We start from the raw sequence: 26,661 nt of genomic DNA, 5'->3' as shown, positions 1-26,661 counted from the left end.
TAGGCTGCGGTTATGTCTCCGCCTCCTTAACTCCTCTGCTCCCGAATTCTCTTCTCCAAAGGTCCCTCGTCCGCGACCCAACCGCCTACGAGCAAGGCCACCTGCGGGATCTCGCCACCGCATCTAGATCCTCTAGAACGGTCTTGTCCTGTCCTCCCAGTGCGGGTCGTAGGCTCCCAGCGCCGCCAGGGCCGTGTAGTCCGCGTAGCTCTCGGCCAACAGTGGCGTGGGCACCTCATCCAGCGCCACCAGACGACGACCGGTTCCGCGACGCAGCTCCAGGCTGTCGGTCGCACACGGGGTGTTGCCGCTCGACACGAAAGCGCCGGTGAAGGTCAGTGCGACGGTGAGGCCCGCTGCGGGAATCGTGCGGAGATACTCGGTGAACCATCCCCCGTCTTCCATTCCCCCGTGGCGGTACCCTCGCTTGGAGGCGATATTGCGCACGGAGTATGCATCGGTCATGTGCCCACGAAGATCGGTGAGCCGCTGCTGGCCAGGTGTGATGGCGGGCGCGAGAGCGGAGAGCTGGTCGAACAGCGGCTCGACCTCATAGTCGGTCAGGTGCTCGCGCCAGGCCGCCACGGCATCGGGCCCGATGACGGTCCCGTGCGCCACGGTGATCTTCCCTTGCCCCGGGAGGTCGACGACGGCGTCGTCGACTGCCAGCAGGTCCCCTTCCGGTGTGGGGCGGAAGACGAGCGGCTCGTCACCGTCAGCCGGGACGAACTGCCAGATGAGCCGGGTGACCAGATGCCTCATGAGCGGGTGGGCGAACAGGAGGTCACGCCATTCGATAGGGCTCCACCCCCGTTCCACGCACATGGCGTCGTAGAGTCGGCCGCTTTGGACGGAGAGCACGTTCTTGGCCTCCTTGCGGGAGGCGGTGAGCTGTTTCTTGGCGGCCTTGACGGCGTCCGCATCGTCGTCGGCCCGGGGTGCCGGCAATGAGGCCCGAGTCTTCCCATCCGGCCCGGTCAGTGCGATCTTGAAGTCCGCGGTCAGCCGGCCGGTGAAGGAACGGGCTCCGTAGCTTAGGTGCAGCAGGCCGTCAGAGCCGAAACCTGCGGTGGGGATGGTCCGGTCCTCCAGCTGCTCGGTGCTCCAGCCCCGCTCGACGGCGACCTCGTCCAGCAGCTCGCGGGCGGTCTTCTGCAGGCTCGCCATCTTGTGACGCTGCGCCACGCCGATCAGCACCTGGAGAGCGGGGTCCTGGCCGTTGGCTCGAAGAGCCCGGATGAGGACCTCGTACTGGGGTCGACGGTTGCGGTGGTTCCGCATGTAGCTGTGGGCCAGGGTGGCGAGCTCGGCGCCATCGGCCTCAACGGCGAAGGCCATGAGGCCCTTGTCGGCCATCGCCGAGCCCAGGTACGTCCCCTGATGCTCGTCATAGACCTCCTTGACGTAGCTCTCCAGAGGTCGAGCCAGCTTCTGCCTGGCCGCCTCCCGTTCCTCGGGGTCATCGCTCTGGGCCGCCGATCTCCACTGCTGCTGGATGGCCTGATGCCGCCTCGCCCCAAGGCTCTGGGCGTAGGAGAGGCTCTCTTCCGGGCTCGGGTGGGCCGTATCGTGGGCGATCCAGGCCCGCACCAGGTGGAGGGCCAGCCGACGGGCGTCCTGAGGATCAAGAAGAGAGAGGTAGAGGCCGATGAGGCCCCGGCCGTCGGGGTCCTTCATGATCACGGCCAGGCTCACCCACCACCGGATCACCTGTGGGCTCACTGGACCGCCGTCTCGCCAGTGCACAGTGGGCAGGCCGTCCCAGTCGAGCCAGTCCGGGCCGGCAGCCGGGTTGGCCTCCAGCCCCTCCACGGCCTCCTGCTGGAGCTGGTCGGCAGACAGCAGCTCGGTGACGTCCTCACCGCAGGCTCGCATGGCCTTGAGCATGCTGGCTCGAACCGCAACATCCTCCTCCGTGGCGCAGGCTGCTCGAAGGGAATCAACGGACTGCTGGGGCGCCAGAGAGGCGAGCCACTCGGCCGCAGAGCGTCGAATCTCCGCTGACGGGTCTTTCAGCATGGGCTCGGCCAGGATGGGTGCGGCCGGGGAGGTGCTGAGCAGGCGCTGCACCCGTCGATGCACCCGCGGGGAGGCCGTGACGGCCAGGCGCGCGAGCTTGGGAAGGATCTGAGAAGGCAGTCTCGGGAAGACCTCCAGGATGTCCAGCGCGCGAGGAACGTTCTCCGAGCTGTCGAGCCCTTCAGCCAGGACATCGAGGTGCTCCCACACCCACGGCCACAGCACCTCGGGATCCCCCCTACGCCAGAACACGTGATGAACCGCATCGTCGATCGGGAGGTTGAAGTGCCTCAGCACGGCTTCAATGGCTCGAGGATCGGCAGCCGCGAGCAGTGTGTCTCTCCATCTGATGGAGGGGTCGTTGACGGCCAGGCGCAGACGGTGGACGACTGACAGGGCCGGCACGAAGGAGCCCACCCATCCGAAGCCGTACGTCTTGAGAATGGCCGGAACCCCGGTTGACCGCCCCTCAGCGACTGCGACGAAGTCCTCCACGTCCTGCTCGGTGGCCAGGTACCTCGCGGCGACCTCCTCCCGAGACTCCGCACCGTGAGGATCCCAGGCGTCATCGACGAGCCGGTTGAGGATCCGCCAGAGCTGCTGCCGGGCCGTATCGGCCGGCTGATCGAGAGCGATGTGCTCCACCTCCGGCAGGACGACGGGAGCCTGTTCGGACTCCTGGGCCGCGTACTGGGAGAAGGCCGCGCGGGCACGCAGCTGTTCGACAGCAACGGCGAGCACGGGGTTGTTCTCGGCTGCGACGTCGAGGAGATCCGCATCCGGCCCCTCGGCCAGGTACTCGAGCAGATCCGTGGAGCGTTGGCTGCCCGCCTTGCTGCGGATCGCCTTCCCGGACAGGAGCTCGGCGAGGGCCTCGCGGCGTCGGGCACCGGGAACCCGGCTCAGCATGTCGATGGCTTGGAGACGCGTCTCGCGTTCCTCCTCCAGCGTCAGCGGGACCAGGAGGTGGGCCACTGGCTCAAGATCCATGTCGAGATCGGCCAGGAGCAGCACAAGATCACGACGGTTGTAGTCGCCCAGACTGCGGATGAACGAGGCCGGAATCCGCGGCCCCTGCGACTGCAGGTACTCCGCGATTCCCGGAAGGTGGCACGGAGCTCGGCCCTCGCCGTAAGAGTACGAGTGTCTCGACAGCCACAAGGTCAGTACCTGGGAGATGAGCTTGCCCGCTTTGACTCCATCGAGAGCCAGGACCTCGGCGAAGCGTTCAGGCACCCACGTCGGGCGCTCCTTCGCCATATTCACCGCCTTCTCCTCCCAGGGGGAGACGGTTTTGACGACGTCCTCATTCAAGAGAAGCAACCAGAGAGGGGTGAGAGGCTTTCGGCGCCAGTCCTTTTTTCCCGGAGTATCAGCTGCCCAGATCGCACGAAGGAGCTGACCATATCGCCACCACTGCTGAGCACTGAACGCATCATGACGATACAGACTGTCACGTAGCGCATACAGGACACGGCGACGATCTTCAAGGGGCTCTCTCATATCCGAGGGCCATGCGACACCTACTGCAGACAGTCGATCTGCGAGGTCGTCACTCACATGAAGCCCTCGATTCAGCTCGCCGACGCCACCGAACAACGCGTCCGTCTCCGACTCCTGCCACACGTGCTCCACGACGTCCTCAGGATCTCCTGAGAGCACATAGGAGACGGCCTTCTCATGGAGGTCCTCGCTGACCACCCGCAGGGGCAGGAGCGCCCTGGCCAGCTCATCGAACGCGGCGCCCTCACGAGTCTCAGCGACTTCTTCCAGATTCACAGCACTCTCCATCAGCATCCACACAGCACATTCACTCGACTCGATATACCGGCCGGTAGTCAGGCATCCTACAGGCGCAGTATCGCGCTCCGAGCACTTTCTCCATTTCCGGCCGTCAGTTCCCGATGCCGCGAGGGCAATGCAGTTCGGATAGACCGTGCAGGCCGCGTGTCACTCGGCCGGTGGCTCCGGCAGTATCAGGGGGTCAGGGGGTCAAGGCATCGAGCCGGTCGACGACGGCGCAGGCTCGCAGCACGGCGCCGGGACTCGGCCGGTCGCCCACCTCGGTCAGCGCGGCCGCCAGGGTGGTGAGCTGGAGGTCACCGGCCCGGCGGACTCGCGTGCGCAGGACGTGCGCCACCATGCCGGTGGGCCGCATCGTCCCGGAGGCAGCGAGCGCGGTGAGCGCCTCGCGCACGTCCTGGACCAGTACTCGTATAGGGGTGCGATCCTCCCCGTTCGTCTCGGCCTCGTGTGTGCGGGCCTCCTCCGGGCGCGGGCGCGGCCGACCGCGCCCGGAGGAGCCGCGAGATGGAGGGAAGGTGGCCGCCAGAAGGCTGATCCGGTCGTGCTCGCGCACGAAGACACCGGATGGGCGGTCGCCCTCCACCGTGATGGCCAGCACCTGAAGATCGCGGGAAAGCACATCGAAGACCATCTGCATCTCCCAGCCGCCGACCTCCATGCACAGCAGGTGCCTGCACCCGTCGGTGCTCGTCACCACCAGCAGGTAGTGCTGGTGGACCTCGTCGATGCTGATCGGTCCCAGGCCGTCCTGGGCAACCAGGATCAGGCGGAGTCGGGGAACGGGGGCCTCGAAGCGGGCGGCCCCCGGCCCGGTGCCGGCCCGTTGGAGATGATCGGCCACGGCTCCCAGGTCGATGTCGTCGTAGCTGGGCTCGGTGCTGCGGCGGGTGACGGAGGTGCGGTTGGAGGGGGCCAGGGAACCGTCGGGGCGGCGCTGGGCACCTGTCAGGTGCAGGGGGCCGGACAGGATGTTCCTCACCGATGTGCCCCACAAGAGGGTCGCGTCCTGTGAGTAGTGGAAGGCGGCGTCGGCCCCGGCGGCTCGCCCGGTGGTGACCATCTCCGGCCGGCCCTTGTCCAGGTCCCAGAGTCTCATGGTCAGTCCTCGGCTTCCCGAGGGGGCCGTCCACCAGGTGGCGCTCAGCGGGAGCAGCAGCCCGGTCCGAGCCGTCTCCGTGTCGGTTCGCCCGATGAGAGCGGGGTCGGGTGGGCCGGTGACGGCTGCGAGCGCCTGGGTCAGGGACCAGGCGGCGGCCAGGGCGCTGAGGACGGCGGACTCGTCGACGGCGTCGTCGCGCTCGGCGAGCGCTCGGAGCCTCCCGGCGGCGGAGGTCAGCAGTCGGGACAGACGGGGCAGCTCCTCCAAGCGGGTGACCTGGGCCAGACGCTCCAGGTCGGTGGCGCTGCGGGGGCCGGCGTGTGAGAGCCCTGCGGAGAGGAGTGTCTCGATGGAGGTTGAGACTGTTGAGACGACGTCTCGTTTCCGGTCGTCGAAGGTGGTCTTCTCGTCCGGCCACGGCCAGGGGCGGTCTGCGCGGGCGAAGAGCCGGATGACGGCCTGAAGGCACCAGGCCGCGTTGGCGGCCGAGGAGTGGCGTCCTGAGACGATCATGCCTCGTGGCCCCAGTCCCGCGATCACGACGATCTCGGGGGCGTCGGGCCAGGTGATGCTCAGGCGTCCAGGGGCACTGGTCACCTCGGTGCTGGCGGCGAGCCGATCCGGTGCCATTCCGGCCAGGGACGCCTGCGCGCGCCGTCGGGCCTCAGCCCCCAGGGACTTCTCGACGGCGGCCGGATCCCAGGCCAGGACCTCCTCCAGGACCGGATCGCTCGGAGTCGCTTGGGCGGGTGTGGAGGCCGCGCAGGCATCCGGGGATGCGGGGGCGGTTGGCGTGTCGGCGGCGGTGGTGCTCTCGTCGGCCCCGTCCCGGTTGACGGCTTGGCGCATCCACAGGCAGGCGGCGAGGATGTGCACGCAGACGCCGGCCACGGGGCAGGGGCAGCGTGCGTCCTGCGGGCCGGAGACGGTCAAGGTGACGGGAACCGGTGGCCGGCCGACACCGATGGTCACCTCCTCGGCCACTGGCTGCTCCCCCGCCCCGGGGTCAGCCGGCCCGTTGACGGGCTCGACCCGGCCGGCGGCCAGCTCGGCGCGCCCGCGACGCAGCAGACCCCGGTTGCCCAGGGCGATCAAGGCGACATCGTCAAGCGCGCCATAGACCGAGAAAGCAGCGGCCCAGGGGCCACCGCGGGCTTCCGGGGCCGGGGCGTCAGAGGCGCCGGCGGAGCGTTGAGACTGGCCGGTGCGCTCGTTCATACGGTCACCTCAGCCAGCCAGGCGGCGAACCGGTCCGGGGTCATGGCGGCGATCCTCATACCGACCTCAGCCAGGCGCTCGGCCACGTCATGGTCGTACCAGGCGTGGCCCCTCTCGTCGAAGGAGGCCAGCCCCAGCACGGTCACGCCTTGGGCGACCAGGTCACGCACCCGTTTGACGAGGGTGGACACCGGTCCGCCCTCCTCGAAGTCACTGATGACCGTTACGATCGTCCGGCTGGGACTGGTCACGGTTCCCGCGGCGTAGCCGACGGCGTTGGCTATGTCCGTTCCGCCTCCCAGCTGACTGGTCATGAGAACCTCGACGGGATCGTGAACCACGTGGCTGAGGTCGACGACGGTGGTGTCGAAAATGGCCAGTCGTACGGACAGGCCGGGAAGACCCGCGAGGATCGAGGCCATGATGGCGCTGTGGAGCAGGCAGGAGGCCATGGAGGCGGACTGGTCCACGAGGATGATGACGTCCCAGGTCAGGTTGCGTCTCCTCTGGCGGGACATGAAGCGCACGTCCTCGACGATCATGCGGCCGGTGTCCGGGTCCACGTTGCCCAGGTTCGCGGTGATGGTGCGACGCCAGTCGAAGTTGCGCGCCAAGGCGTGAGGACTGTTGCTGCGCCGACGGACTCCGCTCAGGGCCGTCGTCACCGGGTACTGCAGGCGCTCCATGATGTCGGCGACGATCCGGGAGATGAGGGCACGCAGCCCGTCAGTGAGCTGGGGTGAGATCGTCCCCTTGATCCGCAGCAGCGCGGCCCCGAGCTCGGGACTGGTGTCGATGGCCTCGATGGCATCCGGGTCGGCCAGCAGCTCGGCGAGCCCGTACCGGGTCAGCGCGTCGCTCTCGAGGCGTTGCAGGGTGGAGGCCGGGAAGAGCCGGCGGGCGCCATCGAGCCAGTCGACCGCCCGTATCACCGACGGCCCCAGAGTGGCTCCCGTCCCGTCACCGCCTCCTGCGCCCAGCCGGTGCCCACGGCCCGTGTACTCGCGGTCGTAGACGTAGCCCAGGGCGTCATCGAGGTCTGCGTCCTGGTGCCTGCGCGGCAGATTCGGCTCGGCGTATCGGCCCAGCACCATGCGCCAGCGACGTGCCGCCAGGTCGCCATCCGGTTCCTCCCCGGAGGCGGGGGCGTTCAACGGCGTGCCATTCGTCATCCCGACCACTCCCCCAGTCCGTCGCGTACCAGGGAGGCGACCAACTCCCGCTCGAGCTGAGCCCCGAGCGCGGCGTGGGCCGGATCCACCATCCAGACGGTGTCGAGATCGGAGGCGGCGGTCCCGACGAGCTGCGCCACCATCCCTGCCAGGCGATGGGTCTCCATGGGCCTCAGTGTGGTGAAGGCCCGGCGCAGGTCGGGCAGCGCGGCGACGAAGGCCCGATCATCAAGGCGGGTCAGAGCCCCAGTGACGGCCTCGACGGCGTCGGGAGAGCGCAGAAGCACGTCCGGGGCGGTTCGCACCAGGCCCACGATGAAGTCTGCGGCCCGCGCCGGATCCGCACCCACGGCGAGATGAGTAACGACGGCGCGCACCGCCTCCTCCTCACTGAGTACCCGCACCGAGGCCGCGATGCCGGTGGCACAGCCGACAAGGGACGCGGCCGCGTCGCGGTTTCGACGCAGAACCTCGATCTCACGCAGTACCGCCCCGAAGCCGGCGCCCTGGGCGGCCTCACGCTCGCACTCGTCGTCGCTGGCCGACCTGATGATGAGGTCCCGCACCGAGATGAGGGCCTCAACGGCCCTGGCCGCCTCCTGGTCCTCCAGCCCGACCAGGCCGGAGACGCACCGGGCGATCATGGCGTCGCCCCGGTGCAGAATGGACCGGATCCGGGAAGCGGCCTGGTCCAGGCGCAGACGGGACGTGGACTCGATGAGACTCGCCAGCCGGTGTAGGGCCTCAACGAGCTCCCCCAGGTCGCTGAGCCGGCCGAGGCTGTTCTCGAGGCGGTCGCAGACATCGCCGGCCTCGGCGCCGAGTCCCATGACCGCCAGCTCACTGACCAGCGCCACCAGGGTCTCAACGCTGAGCTCACCGGTGAGCCGCTGGGCCAGTCGGGTTCGCACCAGGACATCGAGATCGGGTGCTTCTTGGGCCATGCGCACGAGTGCGGCCTCCACCATGGGGGTCCAGCTGTAGACCCACTCCTCGAGGAACTGTCCCATGCCGGTGCCGGAGACGAGGTCGGCCCCTGAGATCTGGTGGGCGAAGCCGGAGCCGACGAAACGCAGACGGGCGAGCAGCTCACGGCGCTCGCGGTGGCGAGGTCGGCGGCTGGTGTCGAGGCTGACGTGGTGCTCGACGGCGTCGTCGATGATGAAGCGCGCGGCGCGCAGGCGGTCGCGCACCTGGCGGACCAGTGGCGGGGTGGCGATGCCCTCGGGCACCTCTCCCACGTCGGAGGCGGCCAGGACGGAGGCGACGGCGGCTCCCAGATTGCCCGACAGCCCGGTTTCGTCCTTGGCCAGGCAGCTGGTGAGGGCGTCAAGGATGTCGCACCGTCCGGGCCATGCCCGGCCGCGCAGTGCGGCCAGTCGCATGGCCTGCTCCACGGTGGCCAGCACCTGGGCGGTCCCCAGTGGTTCGCCGAGCCCGCGCAGGGCGGTGGCGACGTCGATGACCACGGTGGTGGCGAAGGCTCGGGCAGCCTCAGCCGGCTCTTGGGTCGTCTGGGCAGTGCGCCGCGTGGGTCGTCGGGAGCCTGTGCCACTGCCCGCAAGAGGACCGGCCCCGGTGCGGGCCCGCCAGGCTCGCTGCCACAGGCCCGGTGAGGGCATGCCGGCGCCGTATCCGCGCAGGGCGTCGAGGCGTGCGTAGTCGTAGCGGATGAGCCATGCCGGCCCGCCGGGTTGGGGCTGCGGCTCGGGCAGCCATGCGGCGTGCTCGGTCGCGTCGAGGTAGTCGAGCAGTGCCATGGTGTGAAAGCCCCCGGTGACGACCACGACCGGGGCGGCCGGAGCAGCGGCGTTCGTCTCGCCGACACCAGTCGATGCGGATGATTCTGGCAGATGTCGTCTCAGGGCGGCTGCCATGACGGCCTCGCGGGCGTGGGTGCCGTCGGTATCGAGGACCTCGCGCTCAACGTCGAGCCGGGCCAGCCCCGCCCACGCCAGGGTATCGGAGAAGAAGCCCCGCCAGGATCGGATATCGGCGGTGGCCCGGTCCTCGAAGAGGTGCTCCCAGACCTCGTCGTGGTCCCGGCAGCCCAGACGCCGGGCGAGGGCGTCCAGGCTGCGCGAGCGCGCTAGGTACCGCTCGGCCTGGAGCGTGCGGGCGACCCCGCCTCGAGCATCACCGCGAGAATCGCCGCGAGAATCGTCATCCTCTCGAAGGCAGGCGCTGCGGTCGATGAAGGCGGCCTCGGCCCCGTGCTCCCCCGCCCACCGCAGAGCCACCCACTCCGGGGAGAACTCTGCCAGCGGGTAGTAGGAGGCGGTGCGCTCCCCCAGGGAGAGCAGTGCCACCGGCGGAACGGTCCGCGGGTCCTGGAGGGAGGGCAGAAGTGCGGCGTACTCCACCGGCCCCTCGATGAGGACCGCGGCGGGATGCACCTCCTCCAGAAGCGCCGACAGGGCCAGGGCGCAGGCCGGCGAGTGGTGGCGGACGGGGACGAGGTGAACACCCGCCTCACCCCAGCGCCGCTGGGCGTCCAAGGCGCGCTGGAGCCGGGCGGGAACCTGCGTCGTCGGAGCGCTCACTCCCACAGTCCTTGGGAGGCGACCAGGAAGTCTCTCCACTCGGCGCTGCTCTCGGCCCGTTCACGCACCACCGAGTCGAGGTAGAAACGGATGCGCGTGGCATCCTCGTCCTCGCCCTTGAGCGCTACTCCCACCATCTGGCGGGCGATGTCGGAGGCCCTGACCGTGCCGTCGCCGAGGTAGCGGGCGCTCAACGACGCGGCCACACCGACGTTGACGGCCTCCGCGGTGGACATGACGGTCTCGGGGCGCTTGACCGGGGTACCGGCCTGCGTGGTCCCGGTGCGCAGGTCGGCGAAGGCGGTGACCAGGACGTCGAGTACCTGGGGGCTCATGGGCACCCGCTGCTCGCCGAGCTCGGCGTCCAGGGCACGCTCAATGAGCTCGGCCTCGAAGGCGCGGTCGGCGATGGGTCGCACCGTCTCGAAGTTGAAGCGCCGCTTGAGCGCGGAGGACATCTCGTGGACGCCGCGGTCACGCAGGTTCGCGGTGGCGATGACGTTGAATCCTTGAGCCGCGCTGACGCGGAAGCCGTCTCCCAGCTCCGGGACCATGAGCTGCTTCTCGGAGAGCACGGAGACGAGCGTGTCCTGGATCTCGGGCGGGCAGCGAGTGATCTCCTCGAAGCGCACGATGCTGCCCTGCTCCATGGCCTGGTAGACCGGCGAGGGCACCAGAGCCCTGCGCGTGGGGCCCTCGGCGATGAGGAGCGCGTAGTTCCACGAGTAGCGGACGTGGTCCTCAGTGGTGCCGGCAGAGCCCTGAATGGTCAGGGTCGAGGCGCCGCAGACCGCTGCGGCGAGCAGCTCGGAGAGCATGGACTTCGCGGTTCCCGGCTCGCCGACGAGCATGAGGCCCTGGCGTCCGAGCAGCGTCACGATCGCCCGGTCGACGAGTGGGTCGTCCCCGTAGAACTTCCGGGTGACGCCGAGATCCTCGTCCCCGACGATGAAGGCGCGCACGGAGTGCGGCGACAGGCGCCACCCCCGGGGGATCTCCGCGCCGCGCTGGGCGTCAGCGGCCGCCAGGGCGGCCAGTTCATCGGCCCACCTCTCCTCAGCGGCAGGACGCAGCACCTGCTTCGTCTCAGGCGCAGGCCGTCCGCTCGATCCTGCGGTCATCTTCCTGCCTCCACAGATCGATCGGTGCCGCGTCGTCCGTCCACCCGTTGCCGTATCAGCCGCGCAGCCTGGCGAGCTCCTCGACGAGCTGGGGCACGACCTCGGTGACGTCGCCGACGACGCCGAAGTCGGCCATCTCGAAGATCGGGGCCTCGGAGTCGTCGCAGATGGCGACGACCGTGCCGGCCCCCTGGATGCCGCTGGTGTGGTGGACGGCACCGGAGACGCCCAGGCCGATGTACAGGCGCGGAGAGATGGTTTCGCCGGTCTGACCGATCTGGGCACTGCGCTCGATCCAGCCCTCGTCGCAGGCCACGCGGGTGGCTCCGACGGCGGCGTCGAGCGGCTGGGCCAGGGAGCGGACCAGGTCGAAGTCGCCGTCCACACCGCGGCCGCCCACGACGACGGTGCGCGCCTCGCTCAGGGCGGGGCCGGAGGCCACGGAGGTGGCCTCGCGTGAGACGAGGCGCACGGCGGCGGCCTCGGCACTCACGGGGACCTCGAGGGGCTCGGCCGTCAGGGGCGCGCCCTCGGCCGTGGTGACCTCGGCGATCCCGGGGCGCACGGCGATGATCGGCGCGCTGCCGCCCGAGGCGACGCCGGCGGTGGTGGACCAGGAGCCGGACAGGACCAGCTTGGAGGCGCGTAGCTCGGCGCCGGAGGCCTCCAGGGCGGTGACGTCGCAGACGCAGGCCGAGCCGAGCACGACGGCGGCCCGCCCGGCCAGCTCCTTGCCGCGGTAGTCGGAGACGACCAGGACCGCGGCGGGCTGGACGGTGCCGGCGGCCGCCACGACGGCATCGGCCGCGGTGGCGGGCAGGTGGGCGGCCTCGCCCAGGTCGGCGGTCAGTAGGCGGGTGGCGCCGGCGCCGGCCAGGGCCGCGCGGGCGGCCTCACCCAGGGGCTGGAGGGCCAGGGCGACGACGTCGCCGCCGGTCAGCTCCCGGGCGGCGGTGAGCAGCTCCAGGCTGGGGCCGGTGGGGGCGGCCTCGGTGGTCTCGAGGTCGACGAGGACGAGCAGGGGGGCATCGAGCATGGGAATCAGCTTCTTTCGCGAGTGGTATGAGGCGGACGAGCGGCGCGACGGCGTCCAGCGCCCCGGCTGGGGGACGTGGGCGGGCACTGCGGCCGGCCGTCAGACGAGCTTGTTCTCCACGAGCCAGGCGGCGAGCTCGCGGCCCGCCTCCCCGGCGTCGGTGCGGATGATGCCGGCCTCACGGGCGGGTCGGGCCTCGTCGTCGACGACGGCGACGGCCGGCTCGGCGATCTGGAGGCCGAGCTCGGAGGCGTCCCAGAAGTCAATGGGCTTCTTCTTCGCGGCGCGCATGGCGGCGAAGTTGGGGTAGCGGGGCTCGTTGGCCTGGTCGGTGACGCTGACGAGCGCGGGCAGCGCAGCGCTGAGGACCTCGCGGACGGTGCCCACGGTGCGGGTGACGGTCACGACGCCGCCGTCGACCTCGAGGTGGTTGGCCAGCGTCAGGGCCGGACGGTGCAGGGCGGCGGCCAGGGCGCCGGGCAGCATGGAGGTCATGGAGTCCAGGGAGGCCATACCGGTGACAACCAGGTCGACCTCGCCGATGCGCTCGATGGCGGCGGCCAGGACCCGGGCGGTGGTGACGACGTCGGCTCCGGCCAGGTCGTCGTCGGCCACGACGACCCCGGAGTCGGCCCCCATCTGCAGGGCGCGGCGCACCCCGTCCTCAGCGTCCTCAGGCCCCATGGTCAGGGCGATGACCTCGCCGTCGGCCTCCTCGGCCAGGGTGACGGCGGCCTCGACGGCGTTCTCGTCGAGCTCGTTGAGGACATCCTCCTCGCCGCGCACGAGTCGACCGTCCTCGATACGGCGCTCGGACTGCACGTCGGGAACGTGCTTGATGCAGACCACGATTCTCATGGGATCAAGGTTGCCATAACAGCGGCATCTCACCACTGAGCGCTCAGTCACCCTGACACGGCGTCAGGACGAGGATCGGAACGACGAAATGATGACGACGCCGTCACGCCCGGTGGCCTAAACGCGACGCGGCGCACTCCTACGAGGGAGACCTCACTACCCCTCAAGTGGTAGCAACCGGCAGCCGCCAGGACAATGGGCCCATGTCTTCGACGCCAGAGCCCGCCCCAGCACCGCGCGCCGAGCTGCCAGCAGCTCCCGACCACGGGCTGGGCGTCACCCTGAACGGAGACGGCGCGGACTTCGCGGTCCACGCCCCACACGCCACGGCCGTGGACCTGTGCCTGCTGACCATGGGTGCCGACGGCGCCGTGGTGGAAGAGACCCGGATCGGGATGCACGGGCCCTCGCGGGGCCTGTGGAGCGCACATGTCCCCGGCGTCGGAGCCGGTCAGCGCTACGGCTACCGCGCCTACGGGCCCTGGAACCCGCACGAGGGCCTGCTCTACAACCCCCACAAGTTGCTGTTGGACCCCTATGCCCGCGCCCTGGACGGCCGAGTGGATCTGGGGCCGGCCGTCTACGCCCACGAGGTCACTGACGACCTGGTTCCGGCGGCCGAGCCTTGGAGGCCCTCGCACCTGGACTCGGCCGGCGCCACCGCCGTCGGCGTGGTCACCGGCGACACCTTCCCGGTGGTTCCGGGGCCGCGCGTGCCTCGCGAGCGCACCGTCATCTACGAGGCCCACGTCAAGGGCCTGACCTACCTGCTGCCGGGCGTGCCCGAGGATCTTCGTGGCACCTACGCGGGGCTGGCCCACTCGGTGACGGTCGAGCACCTCAAGGGCCTGGGAATCACCACGATCGAGCTGCTGCCGATCCACGCCTCGGTGAGCGAGCCCTTCCTGATCAAGCGGGGCCTGACCAACTACTGGGGCTACTCCACTCTCAGCTACTTCGCGCCCGAGCCCTCCTACGCCACGGCCGCGGCGCGTGCAGCCGGCCCACAGGCGGTCCTGGACGAGGTGCGCGGCATGGTCTCCATGCTCCACGAGGTCGGCCTGGAGGTCGTGCTCGACGTCGTCTACAACCACACCTGCGAGGGCGGTGTCGACGGCCCCTCCTTGAGCCTGCGCGGCCTGGACAACCTGGACTACTACCTGCACGCCCCCTACCTGCCGGCGCAGTACATGGACGTCACCGGCACCGGCAACACGGTGGACTTCCGGGCCACCGGGGCGATCCGGTTGGCCCTGGACTCGCTGCGCTACTGGGTCACCGAGGTCGGCGTCGACGGCTTCCGCTTCGACCTGGCCACCACCCTGGGCCGCCAGGCTGCGGAGTTCTCGCCGCGCCACCCGCTGCTCACGGCGATCGCCACGGACCCGGTGCTCAGCACCGTCAAGCTCATCAGCGAGCCCTGGGACGTGGGGCCCGGCGGCTGGCGCACCGGCCAGTTCCCCGAGCCCTTCCAGGACTGGAACGACCACTTCCGCGACACCACGCGCTCCTTCTGGCTGCACGACGCCTCAGAGATCTCCAAGGGCCGTCTGGGCTCGGACCTGCGTGACCTGGCGACGCGCCTGTCGGGCAGCGCGGACCTGTTCAGCCACGGGGAGTTCCCCGGCGGTCGCGGCCCGCTGGGCTCGGTCAACTTCGTAGCGGCGCACGACGGCTTCACCCTGCGTGACCTGGTGGTCTATGACCACAAGCACAATCTGGCCAACAAGGAGGACAACCGCGACGGCAACTCCAACAACCGCTCCTGGAACCACGGTTTTGAGGGAGACGTCGTCGAGGGCATCAACGGTGGCCCGATCGAGGTGCTGCGCCGCCGGTCGATGCGCAACCTACTGGCCACCGTGCTGCTGAGCGCCGGGACCCCCATGCTGGTGGCCGGCGACGAGATGGGGCGCACCCAGCAGGGCAACAACAACTGCTACTGCCAGGACTCCGTGCTCTCCTGGGTGGACTGGAACCTGGAGGTCTGGCAGCGCGACCTGGTCGCCACGACGCGCTTCCTCATCCACCTGCGCCACACCCACCCGGTGGCGCGCCCCTCGCGCTTCGCGACCGGGCAGGTCCTTGAAGGTGACACGATCGCGGATCTGGCCTGGTACCGGGCGGACGCCGCACCGATGGACGGGGACTCCTGGCACGACCCGCTCACTCGCGTGGTCCAGATGCTGCGCTCGGGCCGCCCCTGGGACGACGACGACATGCTCGTGGTCATCAACGGCGCCCTGGACCAGGTCGACGTCGTCCTGCCCGAGGGGCGCGGAACCGACTGGCACCTGGCCTGGGACTCGACCTGGGCGGTCCCCCAGCCTCATACCGCCCCCTTCTCCCAGGCGCGGCGCGTGAGCCGAAGCCCCCAAGACACTCAGACCGACGTCATCATCGAGACGGACGACGCCGGCGAGGTCAAGGACGTCAAGACCGTGGCGGGCAGCCCTGAGGGTCACACCGTTGAGAGTCTCACGGACTGCCATCACGACCGCCCGGGTGACACGACGATGCTGGAGGCGCTGTCCCTTCGGGTCTACTTCTCCGGTGAGCCGCTCGAGACCCTCAAGGCGGGTCCCCAGACCGAACAGACCGAGGCGGTCGGTGCCAGCTAGGGCTGCCGCACCAGACAGTTGATTCGGCATAGGCTGGTGCCCGATGCTGACGTTTCCTCCCCCTGTTGAACGCGCCTGGGACCGTCTGCGGCCGGACCCGGTAGGACTGGTCCTGGGCTCAGTGTTCTTCGTCCTGGCACTGACACCGTCGCTCATCCCCCGAGACATCCTCTTCCAGGGGGTGGCCTGCGGGCTGTGCGCGGCAACCGGTTACCTCGTAGGCGTCTGGTTGTCGTGGAACTGGCGTACCTGGGTGAGCAAGGTGGTGCAGATCCTGTGGGAGGCCAGTGGCAGGAGTCTGCCGTCCTGGGTGCCTCGCTGGAGGCGACGGGTGGAGATCACGCTGAGCGTCATCGTGGTTTTAGGACTCAACGCGATCCTGCTGCAGGCGGTCCATTGGCAGCAGCAGGTGGCCTCCCTGACTGACTACCGCGCCTACACGCCCGCGCAGTACCTGCTGGTCTTCCCCGTGGGCTTCAGCATCTGGATGGCCCTGGTCATGGTGGGGCGCGGCTTCCTGCACCTGGAGGCCTGGCTGAAGCGGCACCTGCCTCAGCGACTGCCACTGCCGGTGCGCTCGGTATCCTCCTGGATCATCGTGCTCGTGCTGGTATTCACGCTGGTGAACCAGGCGATCCCGGGCATCATCATCCGGGGCGCGGAGTCGGCCTTCTCCGTGCGCAACAGTGCGGATCCGCCTTCGACGCCGCGGCCGACGGCGGCCGAGCGCTCGGGCTCGCCGGAGTCTCTCGTGGCGTGGGAGTCCCTGGGGGCCTATGGCAAGCGTTTTGTGGGCCGGGGCCTGAACGCGCAGGGCCTTGAGAAGGTGACCTCCCGGCCGGCCAGTGAGCCGATCCGCGTCTACGCCGGGTTGGAGAGCGCGGGAAGCGACCAGGCACGGGCCGCACTCGTCGTCGAGGAGCTGAAGCGCACCGGAGCGGCCTCCCGCTCGGCGATCATGATCGCCCCGACGACGGGGACCGGTTGGGTGGACCCAGTGGCGGCTCTGTCACTGGAGGTGCTCTACGACGGCGATACGGCGATCGCGGCCGCCCAGTACTCCTACCTGCCCTCAGGGGTGCAGTTCATCGCCGACACCGACAAGGCCAGGGCCTCCGGCAAGGCGCTGGTGACGGCTGTCGTGGCCTGGTGGAAGACGCTTCCAGAAGGCGACCGGCCCCGGCTGCTGCTGTATGGGGAGTCGATGGGAGTGCTGGCCGGTGAGGCCGCCTTCGACAGCTTGGCCGACGTCCTGGACTCGGTCGACGGCGTCCTGTGGGCGGGCCCGCCCAACTCCTCGAGACTGTGGCAAGACCTGGTGACGCGGCGCGATCCGGGCACGGGGGAGGTAGACCCCACCTACTCGGCCGGCCTGACGGTGCGCTTCGCCCAGGACCAGGAGGATATGGAGGCCTTCGCCGGCGACACCACCTGGGGAGACCATAGGATTCTCTACATCCAGCATGCGAGTGACCCGGTGGTGTGGTGGTCGCCGAGGCTGATCCGTCAGACACCGGACTGGTTACGGGAGCAGCCTGGGAAGGATCGCTCCCCCACCATGCGCTGGATGCCCTACATCACCTTCTTCCAAGTGAGCGCGGACCTGCCGCGGGCGATGAACGTGCCTGCTGGGCACGGGCACCGCTACGGTGCCGAGATCCTCGATGGGTTGGCCCTGATCAGTCATGACAGCTCTTTCACTCCCGAGCGCGTCGCCCAGGCCCGCCAGGAGCTGGAGCGCGCCTTGGCCACTCAGCCTTCCGATGACTGAGCCCGGGGCCGGGCAACGCCGGCCCCCAGTCCGTCACGGCACCACCACCCCCTAGGATGAGGCCATGACTCAGACTCCCACCGCGGCCGAGGAGGCCCTGGCCAACGCCACCAATGACGCCTCCCTGGCCCGATCCATCGCCCGCTCCGCCGAGATCGAGGCCGATATCGCCGTCAACCCCGGCCGCTACCGGATGTTCACCGGGGTCCGCCCCACCGGGAACATGCACCTGGGCCACTACTTCGGCACCATGCACTCCTGGAAGACGATCCAGGACGCGGGCGTGGAGACCTGGATCCTCGTGGCCGACTACCAGGTCATCACCGACCGCGACGGCGTCGGCCCCATTCGCGAGCGGGTCCTGTCCCTGGTCACCGACGCCCTGGCGGTGGGCGTGGACCCGCAGCGCTCGACGATCTTCGCCCACTCGGCGGTCCCGGCCCAGAACCAGCTGATGCTGCCCTTCCTGTCCCTGGTCACCGAGTCCGAGCTGCACCGCAACCCCACGGTGAAGTCCGAGCTGGAGGCCACCGACGGGCGGGCCATGAGCGGCCTGCTGCTCACCTACCCGGTCCACCAGGCCACCGACATCCTCTTCTGCCAGGCCAACCTCGTGCCCGTCGGGAAGGATCAGCTCCCCCACCTGGAGCAGGCCCGGCTCATCGCCCAGCGCTTCGACAAGCGCTACGGACGGGCGGTCAAGGACCACCCGGTCTTCCGCCGCCCCGAGGCACTGCTCAGCCAGGCTCCGATGCTGCTGGGCCTGGACGGGGAGAAGATGAGCAAGTCGCGCCGCAACACGATCGAGCTGCGCATGAGCGCCGACGAGACCGCCAAGGCCCTCAAGAAGGCCAAGACGGACTCCGAGCGCGTCATCACCTACGACCCGGTCAACCGGCCCGAGGTCTCCAACCTGTTGATGCTGGCCTCCCTGTGCGGGGCGGGCGCTCCCGAGGAGATCGCCGGGCGCATCGGCGACGGCGGGGCGGGCATGCTCAAGAAGGTCACCACGGAGGCCGTCAACGAGTTCTTCGCCCCCATCCGGGCCCGTCGCACCGAGCTGGCGGCCAACGAGGACTACCTCCTGGAGGTCCTGCGGCAGGGCAATGCCCGGGCCAACGAGGTCGCCACCAGGACGCTCGACGACGTCCGCACCGCCATGCAGATGAACTACTGAGGGCCTGCCGGCCGCTGAGCCGACCTGCCCAGCCACCCGATCGGCCCGGTTCGCGACACGCGTACCGGGCCGATCCGCGCCCTGCGAGCCGGCATGTGACTCAGCTCGTTTCTCACCGTAGTCTTGTTCCTGTGACTCCGAACACGACGCCGATGGCCGGCAAGAAGCAGTCCACCCGTCCCTCCAAGTCCTCTGCCGCTCCCACCGATGCACCCGCCCAGGGCACCGGGACGCAGACCACGCCGGCGGTGCCGTCCACGAGCTCCGCGGCGCCACAGCCGGCCCCGTTCTCGCTGATCGGCCGGATCCCGGTCACGGAGGTCTTTCCCGTCGTCGAGGACGGGCGCTGGCCGGCCAAGGCTGTCGTCGGCGAGGTCATCCCGATCCGCGCCACCGTCTTCCGCGAGGGGCACGACTGCTACGGCGCCACTGCGGTGCTGGTACGTCCCGACGGCAGTGACGGCCCGAGCGCCCGCATGCACGACATCGCCCCGGGACTGGACCGCTATGAGGCCTCCGTGGCGCCCGACGCCCCCGGGGACTGGCGCTTGCGCGTCGAGGGGTGGTCGGACCCGTACGCCACCTGGAGTCACGACGCCGGCATCAAGGTGCCCGCCGGGATCGACGTCGAGCTCATGCTGGAGGAGGGCGCCCGGGTCCTGGACCGGGCGGTGGCCATCGAGGGACGTGACGAGGAGGGTGTCAAGGCCCTCAACGACGCCGTGTGGATCATGCGCGACCCCTCCAACCCCGTGGCCGACCGCCTGGCTGCGGGCATGTCGGACTCGGTCAAGGCCGCCCTGGAGCGCCTGCCGCTGCGCGACCACGTCTCCCCCTCCGCCGAGTACCCCCTCCAGGTGGACCGCGAGCGCGCCCTGATCGGCTCCTGGTATGAGATCTTCCCGCGCTCGCTGGGCTCGGGGGTCAACGAGGACGGCACCTGGCACTCGGGGACGCTGCGCAGTGCGACCGAGCGGCTGGACCGCATCGCGGCCATGGGCTTCAACGTCCTCTACCTCACGCCCATCTCCCCCATCGGCCTGACCAACCGCAAGGGTCGCAACAACACCTTGACGGCCCAGCCCGGTGACCCCGGTTCCCCCTACGGCATCGGCTCCCCCGACGGCGGGCACGACGCCATCCACCCTGACCTGGGCACCTTCGAGGACTTCGACGCCCTGGTGGCCCGTTCGCGTGAGCTGGGTATGGAAGTGGCCCTGGACCTGGCGCTCCAGTGCTCCCCGGACCACCCGTGGGTGACCGAGCACCCGGAGTGGTTCACAGTTCTGGCCGACGGCTCGATCGCCTACGCCGAGAACCCGCCCAAGAAGTACCAGGACATCTACCCGCTCAACTTCGACAACGACCCCGAGGGCATCTATCAGGCGATCCTGGGGGTCGTGCACACCTGGATTGCACACGGCGTGACGATCTTCCGGGTGGACAACCCCCACACTAAGCCCCTGGCCTTCTGGCAGCGGCTCATCGCCGAGATCCACGCCGAGTCCCCCGACGTGCTGTTCCTGGCCGAGGCCTTCACCCGTCCTGCCATGATGCGCACCCTGGGCATGATCGGCTTCCACCAGTCCTACACCTACTTCGCCTGGCGCAACACCAAGCAAGAGCTCATCGAGTACATGATGGAGCTCAGCAAGGGCACCGCCCACCTACTGCGTCCAGCCTTCTGGCCCACCACGCACGACATCCTCACGCCCTTCATGACCAACGGGAAGGTGCCGGCCTTCAAGCTGCGCGCCGTCCTGGCGGCCACGCTCTCGCCGACCTGGGGCATCTACTCGGGCTACGAGCTGGCCGAGTCCACGCCGCGCCCGGGCTACGAGGAGCAGATCGACAACGAGAAGTACGAGTACAAGCCGCGCGACTTCGCCACCGCCCGTCGCAACGGGATCGAGGACCTGCTCACCCGCCTCAACGCCGCCCGATCCTCCCACCCGGCCCTGCGCCAGCTGCGGGACATCTACTTCCACCCCACCAGCGATGACCAGCTCCTCGCCTACTCCAAGCGGGTGGATGCCTTCCACAGCCCCACGGGCAGGGAGGACGTCGTCCTGACGGTGGTCAACCTCGACCCGCACGGAGCGCGCGCCGGCGAGGTCTACCTCAACCTGGGGGCCCTGGGCCTGCCGGGCTGGGTGGACGCCTCACGCCCGGTGGTCAGAGTGACCGACGAGCTCACTGGAGACACCTACGACTGGTCGGGGCAGAACTACGTGCGCCTCGATCCCTTCGCCGGGCAGGTCGCCCACGTCTTCTCCGTGGAGCCGCTGTGAGCACGGACCCGATGAGCATCGGCCCGATGCCCGCCGGCAACGAGCCGCAGGCCGCAGTGCCGGTCGGCCCTTTCGGCCAGCCCGTGCCGGGGAGTGTCCCCGTAGCGGCTCCCGTGGCCGCTGCCGGAACCGCGGCCATGGCGGCGCTGCCCACCCCCAGCGGCGGGATCCCCATGCCGATGACGGTGGCACCGCCGATCCCCGGCGTACCGGTCCTGCCCGCTCAGGCCCGGCCCGGCCTGAGCCCGGACCCCGAGTGGTTCCGCACGGCGGTCTTCTACGAGGCGCTGCTGCGCTCCTTTGCCGACTCCGACGGCGACGGCGTCGGGGACCTGCGCGGGCTCATCTCCCGGCTGGACTATTTAGCGTGGCTGGGCGTGGACTGCGTGTGGATCCCGCCCTTTTACCCCTCCCCCGGGCGCGACGGAGGCTACGACATCTCCGACTACACGGCCATCGACCCGCGCTACGGGACGATGGAGGACTTCCGCGAGCTGGTCCACCAGGCCCACCAGCGTGGGATCCGCATCATCATCGACATGGTCGTCAACCACACCTCGGACGCCCACCCCTGGTTCCAGGCCTCCCGCTCGGACCCCGAGGGTCCTTACGGGGACTTCTACGTGTGGGCCGACGACGACTCCGGCTACGACGACGCCCGCATCATCTTCGTGGACACCGAGGAGTCCAACTGGGCCTACGACGTCGAGCGCGGCCAGTTCTACTGGCACCGCTTCTTCTCCCACCAGCCCGACCTCAACTACCGCAACCCGGCGGTCATCGAGGCCATCCACGACGTCATCCGCTTCTGGGCGCGCACCGGGGTGGACGGCTTCCGCCTCGACGCCATCCCCTACCTGATCGAGTCGGAGGGCACCAACTGCGAGAACCTGGCCGGTACCCACGAGATCATCGCTGGGATCCGCGAGATGCTCGACCGGGAGTTCCCCGGGACCATCACGCTGGCCGAGGCCAACCAGTGGCCCGAGGACGTCGTGGAGTACTTCGGCACCGAGGAGGTGCCCGAGTGCACCATGTGCTTCCACTTCCCGGTCATGCCGCGCATCTTCTTCGCGCTGCGGCAGGGCTCGGCCGAGGCCATCCGCTGGGTGCTGGAGAAGACCCCCGACATCCCCGCTCACGGGCAGTGGGGGACCTTCCTGCGCAACCACGACGAGCTGACCCTGGAGATGGTCACCGACGCCGAGCGCGACCAGATGTACGCCTGGTACGCCCCCGAGGAGCGCATGCGCGCCAACATCGGGATCCGGCGCCGCCTGGCCCCGCTCCTGGACGCCTCGCGCGCCGAGGTGGAGCTGGCCTATGCCCTGCTCCTATCGCTGCCGGGCAGCCCCTGCCTCTACTACGGCGACGAGATCGGCATGGGTGAGAACATCTGGCTGGAGGACCGCGACGCCGTGCGCACCCCCATGCAGTGGGACGACTCCCCCAACATGGGTTTCTCCTCCGTGGTTGACCCCGGTGCCCTGGCGCTTCCGCTCATCCAGGCCCCTGGGTACGCGCACCTGACGGTGGCCACTGAGATGGCCCGGCCCGACTCGCTGCTGCACTTCACCCGACGGATCCTGCACCTGCGTCGCGCCCACCCCGTGCTGGGCCGCGGGAGTTTCCTCCTGCGCTCCACCAGCGACGACGCCGTTCTGGCGCACACGCGTTGCGACGAGGAGCCAGGGCAGGGGGGCGAGACCCTCCTGTGCGTCGCCAACCTCTCGGCCACCCCCCGATCGGTGACGATCGAGGTCCCCGAGCTGGCGGGCAGGGGCACCACGGACCTGTTCGGGGGCTGCGCCTTCCCGCCCGTCGACGACCGCGGCCGCCTCACCCTGACGCTGGGCGCGCGCGGATACTACTGGTTGTCCGTTGACCCGGCCGAGCCCGACGACGCCCCCCAGAGCGACCACGAGTACTACCCGACCGAGGAAGTCTGATGCCCAACAAGCCGATCTCCGCCGTACCGCAGCCCGCCACCGTGCCGGCACGGTCCCTACGCAGTGCTCAGGCGCCGTCGACCTGGCCCAGTGACGCCGAGATCCTGGCGGCACTGGGACCATGGATGCTCCAGCGACGCTGGTTCCCGCTCAAGGGGGACGCCGCCCCACCGCTGGGCTCCCTGCGCATGATCGCCTCCTGGGAGCCGGAGGAGGGGGTGCGCGACCTGGTCATCGCCGCCCTGCGGGGCAACCAGGCCGAGACCGGTCACCGCGACGGGATGGTGCTGCTGCACGTGCCGGTGGTCCTGGAGGCCGCCGAGGCGCTCGACTCCTTCGCCACCCCCGGTGAGGCCCCCGGCAACCACGGCCTGCTGGCGACCACCGCCTCCGACGGGGCACCTGCGCAGGTGGCGCTCGTTGACGGCGCCCACCACCCGGCCTTCTGGCGCGCCTGGGCCCTGAGCGCGCTGGAGGCGGGCACAGTCCTGAGCGAGGCCGGCGCCCTGGCCATCGCCCAGCGGGCGCCGAGGCTACGGGTGACCACCGGGGAGCAGTCCAACACCTCCGTCATCCTGCCTGCGCCCACCGACCCCGCCGAGGCTCTTGGCGAGCAGGACGCCGCCACCGGTGACCTCATCGTCAAGCTGCTGCGGGTCCTGGAGCACGGGCGCAACCCCGACGTGGAGCTGTCGGTGGCCCTGGCCCGCAGCGGCTGGGACCGGGTGCGCACACCGGTGGCCTGGTCCACCCTGACCTGGACGCGCGTGGGCGGCTGCGGCCAGCCGGCCCTGGAGGAGTCCACCGACTCGGCCGTGGCCTGCAGCTTCGTGCCCCGCGCCGATGACGGCTTCGAGCTGTTCTGCTCACTGGCCTCCACCGACGACGTCGACGGGCCGGTGCGGGCCCGGGCCGTGGACCTGGCCCGGGATCTGGGACGCACGACCGCGCAGATGCACCACCACCTGGCCGCGTCCCTGGGCACGAGCCGCCCGCCGGCACCGGCCGAGCTCGCCGCCTCCCTGCGCAAGCGCGCCCGGTGGGCGCTGGAGGAGGTGCCCGAGCTCTCCGGCCACATCCGGGCCCTGGAGCTCAAGGTGGAGCAGACCCTGGAGCGGCTCGAGGCGCTCCAGGCACTGGAGCCGGTCACCCGCATCCACGGCGACTACCACCTGGGGCAGGTGCTTCACGAGATCGGCGGCCAGCAACGCTGGTACGTCCTGGACTTCGAGGGCGAGCCCCTGCGCCCCCTGGCCCAGCGCTCCGACCCCGACCTGCCGGCTCGGGACGTGGCCGGCATGCTGCGCTCCTTCGACTACGCCGCCGCCGTCGGCAAGGCCCCCCACCCCGACTGGCTCCCCGCCGTGCGCACCGCCTTCGAGGAGGGCTACCGCCAGGGGCGCCAGGAGACCGGCTCGTCGGAGCCCTCGCCGACCGCGTCCAGCACCGAGGAGCAGGCAGAGGCCTCGTATCAGACGGTCCTGACCTGCCTGGAGCTCGACAAGGCCCTCTACGAGGCCGTCTACGAGGCCCGCAACCGTCCCGATTGGCTGGATATCCCGGTGGCGGCCATCGCCTCGCTCCTTCAGGGCCTCTCGGCCGGTCAGGAGGCGCCCAGCGAATCATCCTCATGAGCGCCGTCGGCGCCGCCGGCCATTGATCGCCCAAACCCTCCCCCGAACCCACCTTCGCATGAAAGAGTTGCCGCATGACAGACTCCACTACCCCTGAGCCCGACGACGTCCCCGACTCGGCCGCCTCGGCCCCCTCCGGACCGTCCCCCATCCACGTGGAGCCGTGGGTGCTGTCCGATATCGCCTATGCGCGCCACCACAACCCCCACGAGATCCTGGGCGCCCATGTGGGCGAGCACGGCGTGACCGTGCGCACGGTGCGGCACCTGGCCGACGCCGTCGTGGTGGAGACCGCGCAGGGCTCCTACCCCGCGACCCACGAGCAGGACGGGGTGTGGACCGCTCTGCTTCCCGGCCAGGAGATCCCCGACTACCGCCTCACTGTCACCTATGGCGAGGAGAGCGTGACGGTGGATGATCCCTACCGCTTCATGCCGACCCTGGGCGAGATGGACACCTATCTCATCTCCGAGGGCCGCCACGAGGAGCTGTGGGAGGTCCTGGGCGCCCACATCAAGCGCTACTCGGGCCCCATGGGCGAGGTCGAGGGAACCGCCTTCGCCGTGTGGGCCCCCAATGCCCGCGCGGTGCGCGTGGTCGGCGACTTCAACTACTGGGACGGCACCGCCACGGCCATGCGCTCCCTGGGCTCCTCGGGCGTGTGGGAGCTGTTCATCCCCGGCGTGGGCGTGGGCGCCCGCTACAAGTTCGAGCTGTGCTTCGCCGACGGCTCCTGGCACCAGAAGGCCGACCCCATGGCCCGGGCCACCGAGGTCCCCCCGGCCACCGCCTCGGTGGTCACCGACCGCTTCCACGAGTGGCAGGACCAGGAGTGGATGGACAGGCGCGCCGCCACCGACCCCCACAGCGGCCCCATGAGCATCTACGAGGTGCATGTCGGCTCCTGGCGCCAGGGCCTGGGCTACCGGGGGCTGGCCGAGGAGCTGGTGCCCTATGTCAAGGAGGCCGGCTTCACGCATGTGGAGTTCCTGCCCGTGGCCGAGCACCCCTTCGGCGGGTCCTGGGGCTACCAGGTCACCGGCTACTACGCCCCGACGGCGCGATTCGGCACCCCGGACGACTTCCGCTACCTGGTGGACAAGCTCCACCAGGCCGGCATCGGCGTCATCCTGGACTGGGTGCCGGCCCACTTCCCCAAGGACGAGTGGGCGCTGGCGCGATTCGACGGCACCGCTCTGTACGAGGATCCCGACCCGCTCCGCGGCGAGCACCCCGACTGGGGCACCTACGTGTTCAACTTCGGGCGCAACGAGGTGCGCAACTTCCTGGTGGCCAACGCCCTGTACTGGCTCGAGGAGTTCCACGCCGACGGCCTGCGCGTGGACGCGGTGGCCTCCATGCTCTACCTGGACTACTCCCGCCAGGACGGCCAGTGGCACCCCAACCAGTTCGGCGGGCGGGAGAACCTCGAGGCCATCAGCTTCCTGCAGGAGTCCACGGCCACCGCCTACCGCAAGCACCTCGGCATCATCATGACCGCCGAGGAGTCCACCTCCTGGCCGGGCGTGACCGCCCCCACCGAGTGCGGGGGCCTGGGCTTCGGGCTGAAGTGGAACATGGGGTGGATGAACGACACCCTGCGCTACCTGGCCGAGGACCCGGTCAACCGCCGCTACCACCACGGCGAGTTGACCTTCTCCCTGGTCTACGCCTTCTCCGAGCAGTTCATCCTGCCGCTGAGCCACGACGAGGTCGTCCACGGCAAGGGCTCGCTGCTGTCCAAGATGCCGGGCGACGCCTGGCAGGAGCTTGCGGGGCTGCGCGCCCTGTACGCCTACCAGTGGTCGCACCCGGGCAAGCAGCTGCTGTTCATGGGCCAGGAGTTCGGCCAGGGCGCGGAGTGGAACGCCGACCACTCCCTGGACTGGTGGATCCTGGACGACCCCGGCCACCAGGGCCTGCTGAGCCTGGTCAGCGATCTCAACCGCCTCTACAAGGACTCCCCCGCCCTGTGGACCGAGGACTTCTCGCACCGGGGCTTTGAGTGGATCGAGGCCGGCGACGGCGACCACAACGTCCTGTCCTACCTGCGCAAGGGCACTGACGCCGAGGGCCGCGAGGACCTCGTGGTCTGCGTGGTCAACTTCGCCGGCACCCCGCACGAGGGCTACCGGGTGGGCCTGCCCTTCGCCGGAGACTGGGAGGAGGTCCTCAACACCGACTCCGAGGAGTACGGAGGCTCCGGCGTAAACAACCTGGGCCGTGTTGAGGCCGAGGAGCTGCCCTGGAACGGCCGCCCGGCCTCGGTGCGCCTGCGAGTCCCCCCCATGGGCGCGGTCTTCCTTCGCCCCAGCCGGGACTGAGGCCGAAGGGAGGTCAGCCCTG

14 protein-coding genes are annotated in these 26,661 nt (G+C 69.9%); 7 read left to right on the top strand and 7 right to left on the bottom strand.

The features are described from left to right. Positions 1-132 precede the first annotated feature (132 nt). From BKH20_RS00540 to BKH20_RS00510, 7 genes are all read right to left on the bottom strand, one after another. Positions 133-3,279, bottom strand: coding sequence for a DUF4132 domain-containing protein (locus BKH20_RS00540; protein WP_178388526.1), 3,147 nt, complete (start codon positions 3,277-3,279; stop codon positions 133-135). A gap of 724 nt (positions 3,280-4,003) precedes the next feature. Continuing rightward, positions 4,004-6,142 carry a hypothetical protein gene (locus BKH20_RS00535; protein ID WP_075389493.1) on the bottom strand — a complete coding sequence of 713 codons (2,139 nt, stop codon included), beginning with the start codon at positions 6,140-6,142 and terminating at the stop codon, positions 4,004-4,006. Further along, complete coding sequence (locus BKH20_RS00530; protein ID WP_075389521.1) at positions 6,139-7,314, bottom strand: VWA domain-containing protein; 1,176 nt, start codon at positions 7,312-7,314, stop codon at positions 6,139-6,141. The genes BKH20_RS00535 and BKH20_RS00530 overlap by 4 nt, the downstream gene beginning before the upstream one ends. After that, the gene (locus BKH20_RS00525; RefSeq protein WP_075389492.1) at positions 7,311-9,857 is read right to left on the bottom strand and encodes a DUF5682 family protein; all 2,547 of its coding nucleotides are present in this window, start codon (positions 9,855-9,857) and stop codon (positions 7,311-7,313) included. Before BKH20_RS00525 ends, BKH20_RS00530 begins: the two co-directional genes overlap by 4 nt. Then, positions 9,854-10,978, bottom strand: coding sequence for an ATP-binding protein (locus tag BKH20_RS00520; protein WP_075389491.1), 1,125 nt, complete (start codon positions 10,976-10,978; stop codon positions 9,854-9,856). Before BKH20_RS00520 ends, BKH20_RS00525 begins: the two co-directional genes overlap by 4 nt. 55 nt (positions 10,979-11,033) lie before the next feature. Continuing rightward, a complete protein-coding gene (locus BKH20_RS00515; RefSeq protein WP_075389490.1) occupies positions 11,034-12,014 on the bottom strand; it encodes an electron transfer flavoprotein subunit alpha/FixB family protein in 981 nt (326 codons plus the stop codon). Positions 12,015-12,113: 99 nt separating this feature from the next. Next, complete coding sequence (locus BKH20_RS00510; RefSeq protein WP_075389489.1) at positions 12,114-12,872, bottom strand: electron transfer flavoprotein subunit beta/FixA family protein; 759 nt, start codon at positions 12,870-12,872, stop codon at positions 12,114-12,116. Positions 12,873-13,075: 203 nt separating this feature from the next. On the opposite strand from BKH20_RS00510, the gene glgX reads away from it, so the two are divergent. From glgX to glgB, 7 genes are all read left to right on the top strand, one after another. Continuing rightward, entirely contained in the window at positions 13,076-15,493 is a 2,418-nt protein-coding gene (glgX, locus tag BKH20_RS00505; protein WP_075389488.1) for a glycogen debranching protein GlgX, read from the top strand. Between the two features lie 43 nt (positions 15,494-15,536). Then, positions 15,537-17,264 (top strand): alpha/beta hydrolase, encoded by a 1,728-nt coding sequence (locus BKH20_RS00500; protein WP_075389487.1) that lies wholly within the window; start codon positions 15,537-15,539, stop codon positions 17,262-17,264. A 64-nt stretch (positions 17,265-17,328) separates the two neighbouring features. Then, positions 17,329-18,441 (top strand): tryptophan--tRNA ligase, encoded by a 1,113-nt coding sequence (trpS, locus tag BKH20_RS00495; RefSeq protein ID WP_075389486.1) that lies wholly within the window; start codon positions 17,329-17,331, stop codon positions 18,439-18,441. Positions 18,442-18,572: 131 nt separating this feature from the next. Then, positions 18,573-20,732, top strand: coding sequence for an alpha-1,4-glucan--maltose-1-phosphate maltosyltransferase (locus BKH20_RS00490; protein ID WP_276565250.1), 2,160 nt, complete (start codon positions 18,573-18,575; stop codon positions 20,730-20,732). A 26-nt stretch (positions 20,733-20,758) separates the two neighbouring features. Next, positions 20,759-22,681, top strand: coding sequence for a maltose alpha-D-glucosyltransferase (treS, locus tag BKH20_RS00485; RefSeq protein ID WP_075389519.1), 1,923 nt, complete (start codon positions 20,759-20,761; stop codon positions 22,679-22,681). After that, a complete protein-coding gene (locus BKH20_RS00480) occupies positions 22,681-24,315 on the top strand; it encodes a phosphotransferase (protein ID WP_075389485.1) in 1,635 nt (544 codons plus the stop codon). The genes treS and BKH20_RS00480 overlap by 1 nt, the downstream gene beginning before the upstream one ends. A 74-nt stretch (positions 24,316-24,389) precedes the next feature. Continuing rightward, positions 24,390-26,639 (top strand): 1,4-alpha-glucan branching protein GlgB, encoded by a 2,250-nt coding sequence (gene glgB, locus BKH20_RS00475; protein WP_256692944.1) that lies wholly within the window; start codon positions 24,390-24,392, stop codon positions 26,637-26,639. The last annotated feature ends 22 nt before the right edge of the window (positions 26,640-26,661 follow it).

This window comes from Actinomyces oris, assembly GCF_001937445.1.
GTDB lineage: Bacteria > Actinomycetota > Actinomycetes > Actinomycetales > Actinomycetaceae > Actinomyces > Actinomyces acetigenes.
Note: the sequence above shows the minus strand (reverse complement) of the source record. Positions and strands in the feature narration are given on the sequence as shown.

What these genes read in the sequence shown, in the direction of transcription:
- BKH20_RS00530 (WP_075389521.1), bottom strand. Translation starts at nt 7,314, where the DNA reads ATGACGAATGGCACGCCGTTGAACGCCCCCGCCTCCGGGGAGGAACCG.
- BKH20_RS00500 (WP_075389487.1), top strand. Translation starts at nt 15,537, where the DNA reads ATGCTGACGTTTCCTCCCCCTGTTGAACGCGCCTGGGACCGTCTGCGG.
- BKH20_RS00540 (WP_178388526.1), bottom strand. Translation starts at nt 3,279, where the DNA reads ATGGCGAAGGAGCGCCCGACGTGGGTGCCTGAACGCTTCGCCGAGGTC.
- glgX (WP_075389488.1), top strand. Translation starts at nt 13,076, where the DNA reads ATGTCTTCGACGCCAGAGCCCGCCCCAGCACCGCGCGCCGAGCTGCCA.
- BKH20_RS00535 (WP_075389493.1), bottom strand. Translation starts at nt 6,142, where the DNA reads ATGAACGAGCGCACCGGCCAGTCTCAACGCTCCGCCGGCGCCTCTGAC.
- trpS (WP_075389486.1), top strand. Translation starts at nt 17,329, where the DNA reads ATGACTCAGACTCCCACCGCGGCCGAGGAGGCCCTGGCCAACGCCACC.
- glgB (WP_256692944.1), top strand. Translation starts at nt 24,390, where the DNA reads ATGACAGACTCCACTACCCCTGAGCCCGACGACGTCCCCGACTCGGCC.
- BKH20_RS00510 (WP_075389489.1), bottom strand. Translation starts at nt 12,872, where the DNA reads ATGAGAATCGTGGTCTGCATCAAGCACGTTCCCGACGTGCAGTCCGAG.
- BKH20_RS00480 (WP_075389485.1), top strand. Translation starts at nt 22,681, where the DNA reads ATGCCCAACAAGCCGATCTCCGCCGTACCGCAGCCCGCCACCGTGCCG.
- treS (WP_075389519.1), top strand. Translation starts at nt 20,759, where the DNA reads ATGCCCGCCGGCAACGAGCCGCAGGCCGCAGTGCCGGTCGGCCCTTTC.
- BKH20_RS00515 (WP_075389490.1), bottom strand. Translation starts at nt 12,014, where the DNA reads ATGCTCGATGCCCCCCTGCTCGTCCTCGTCGACCTCGAGACCACCGAG.
- BKH20_RS00520 (WP_075389491.1), bottom strand. Translation starts at nt 10,978, where the DNA reads ATGACCGCAGGATCGAGCGGACGGCCTGCGCCTGAGACGAAGCAGGTG.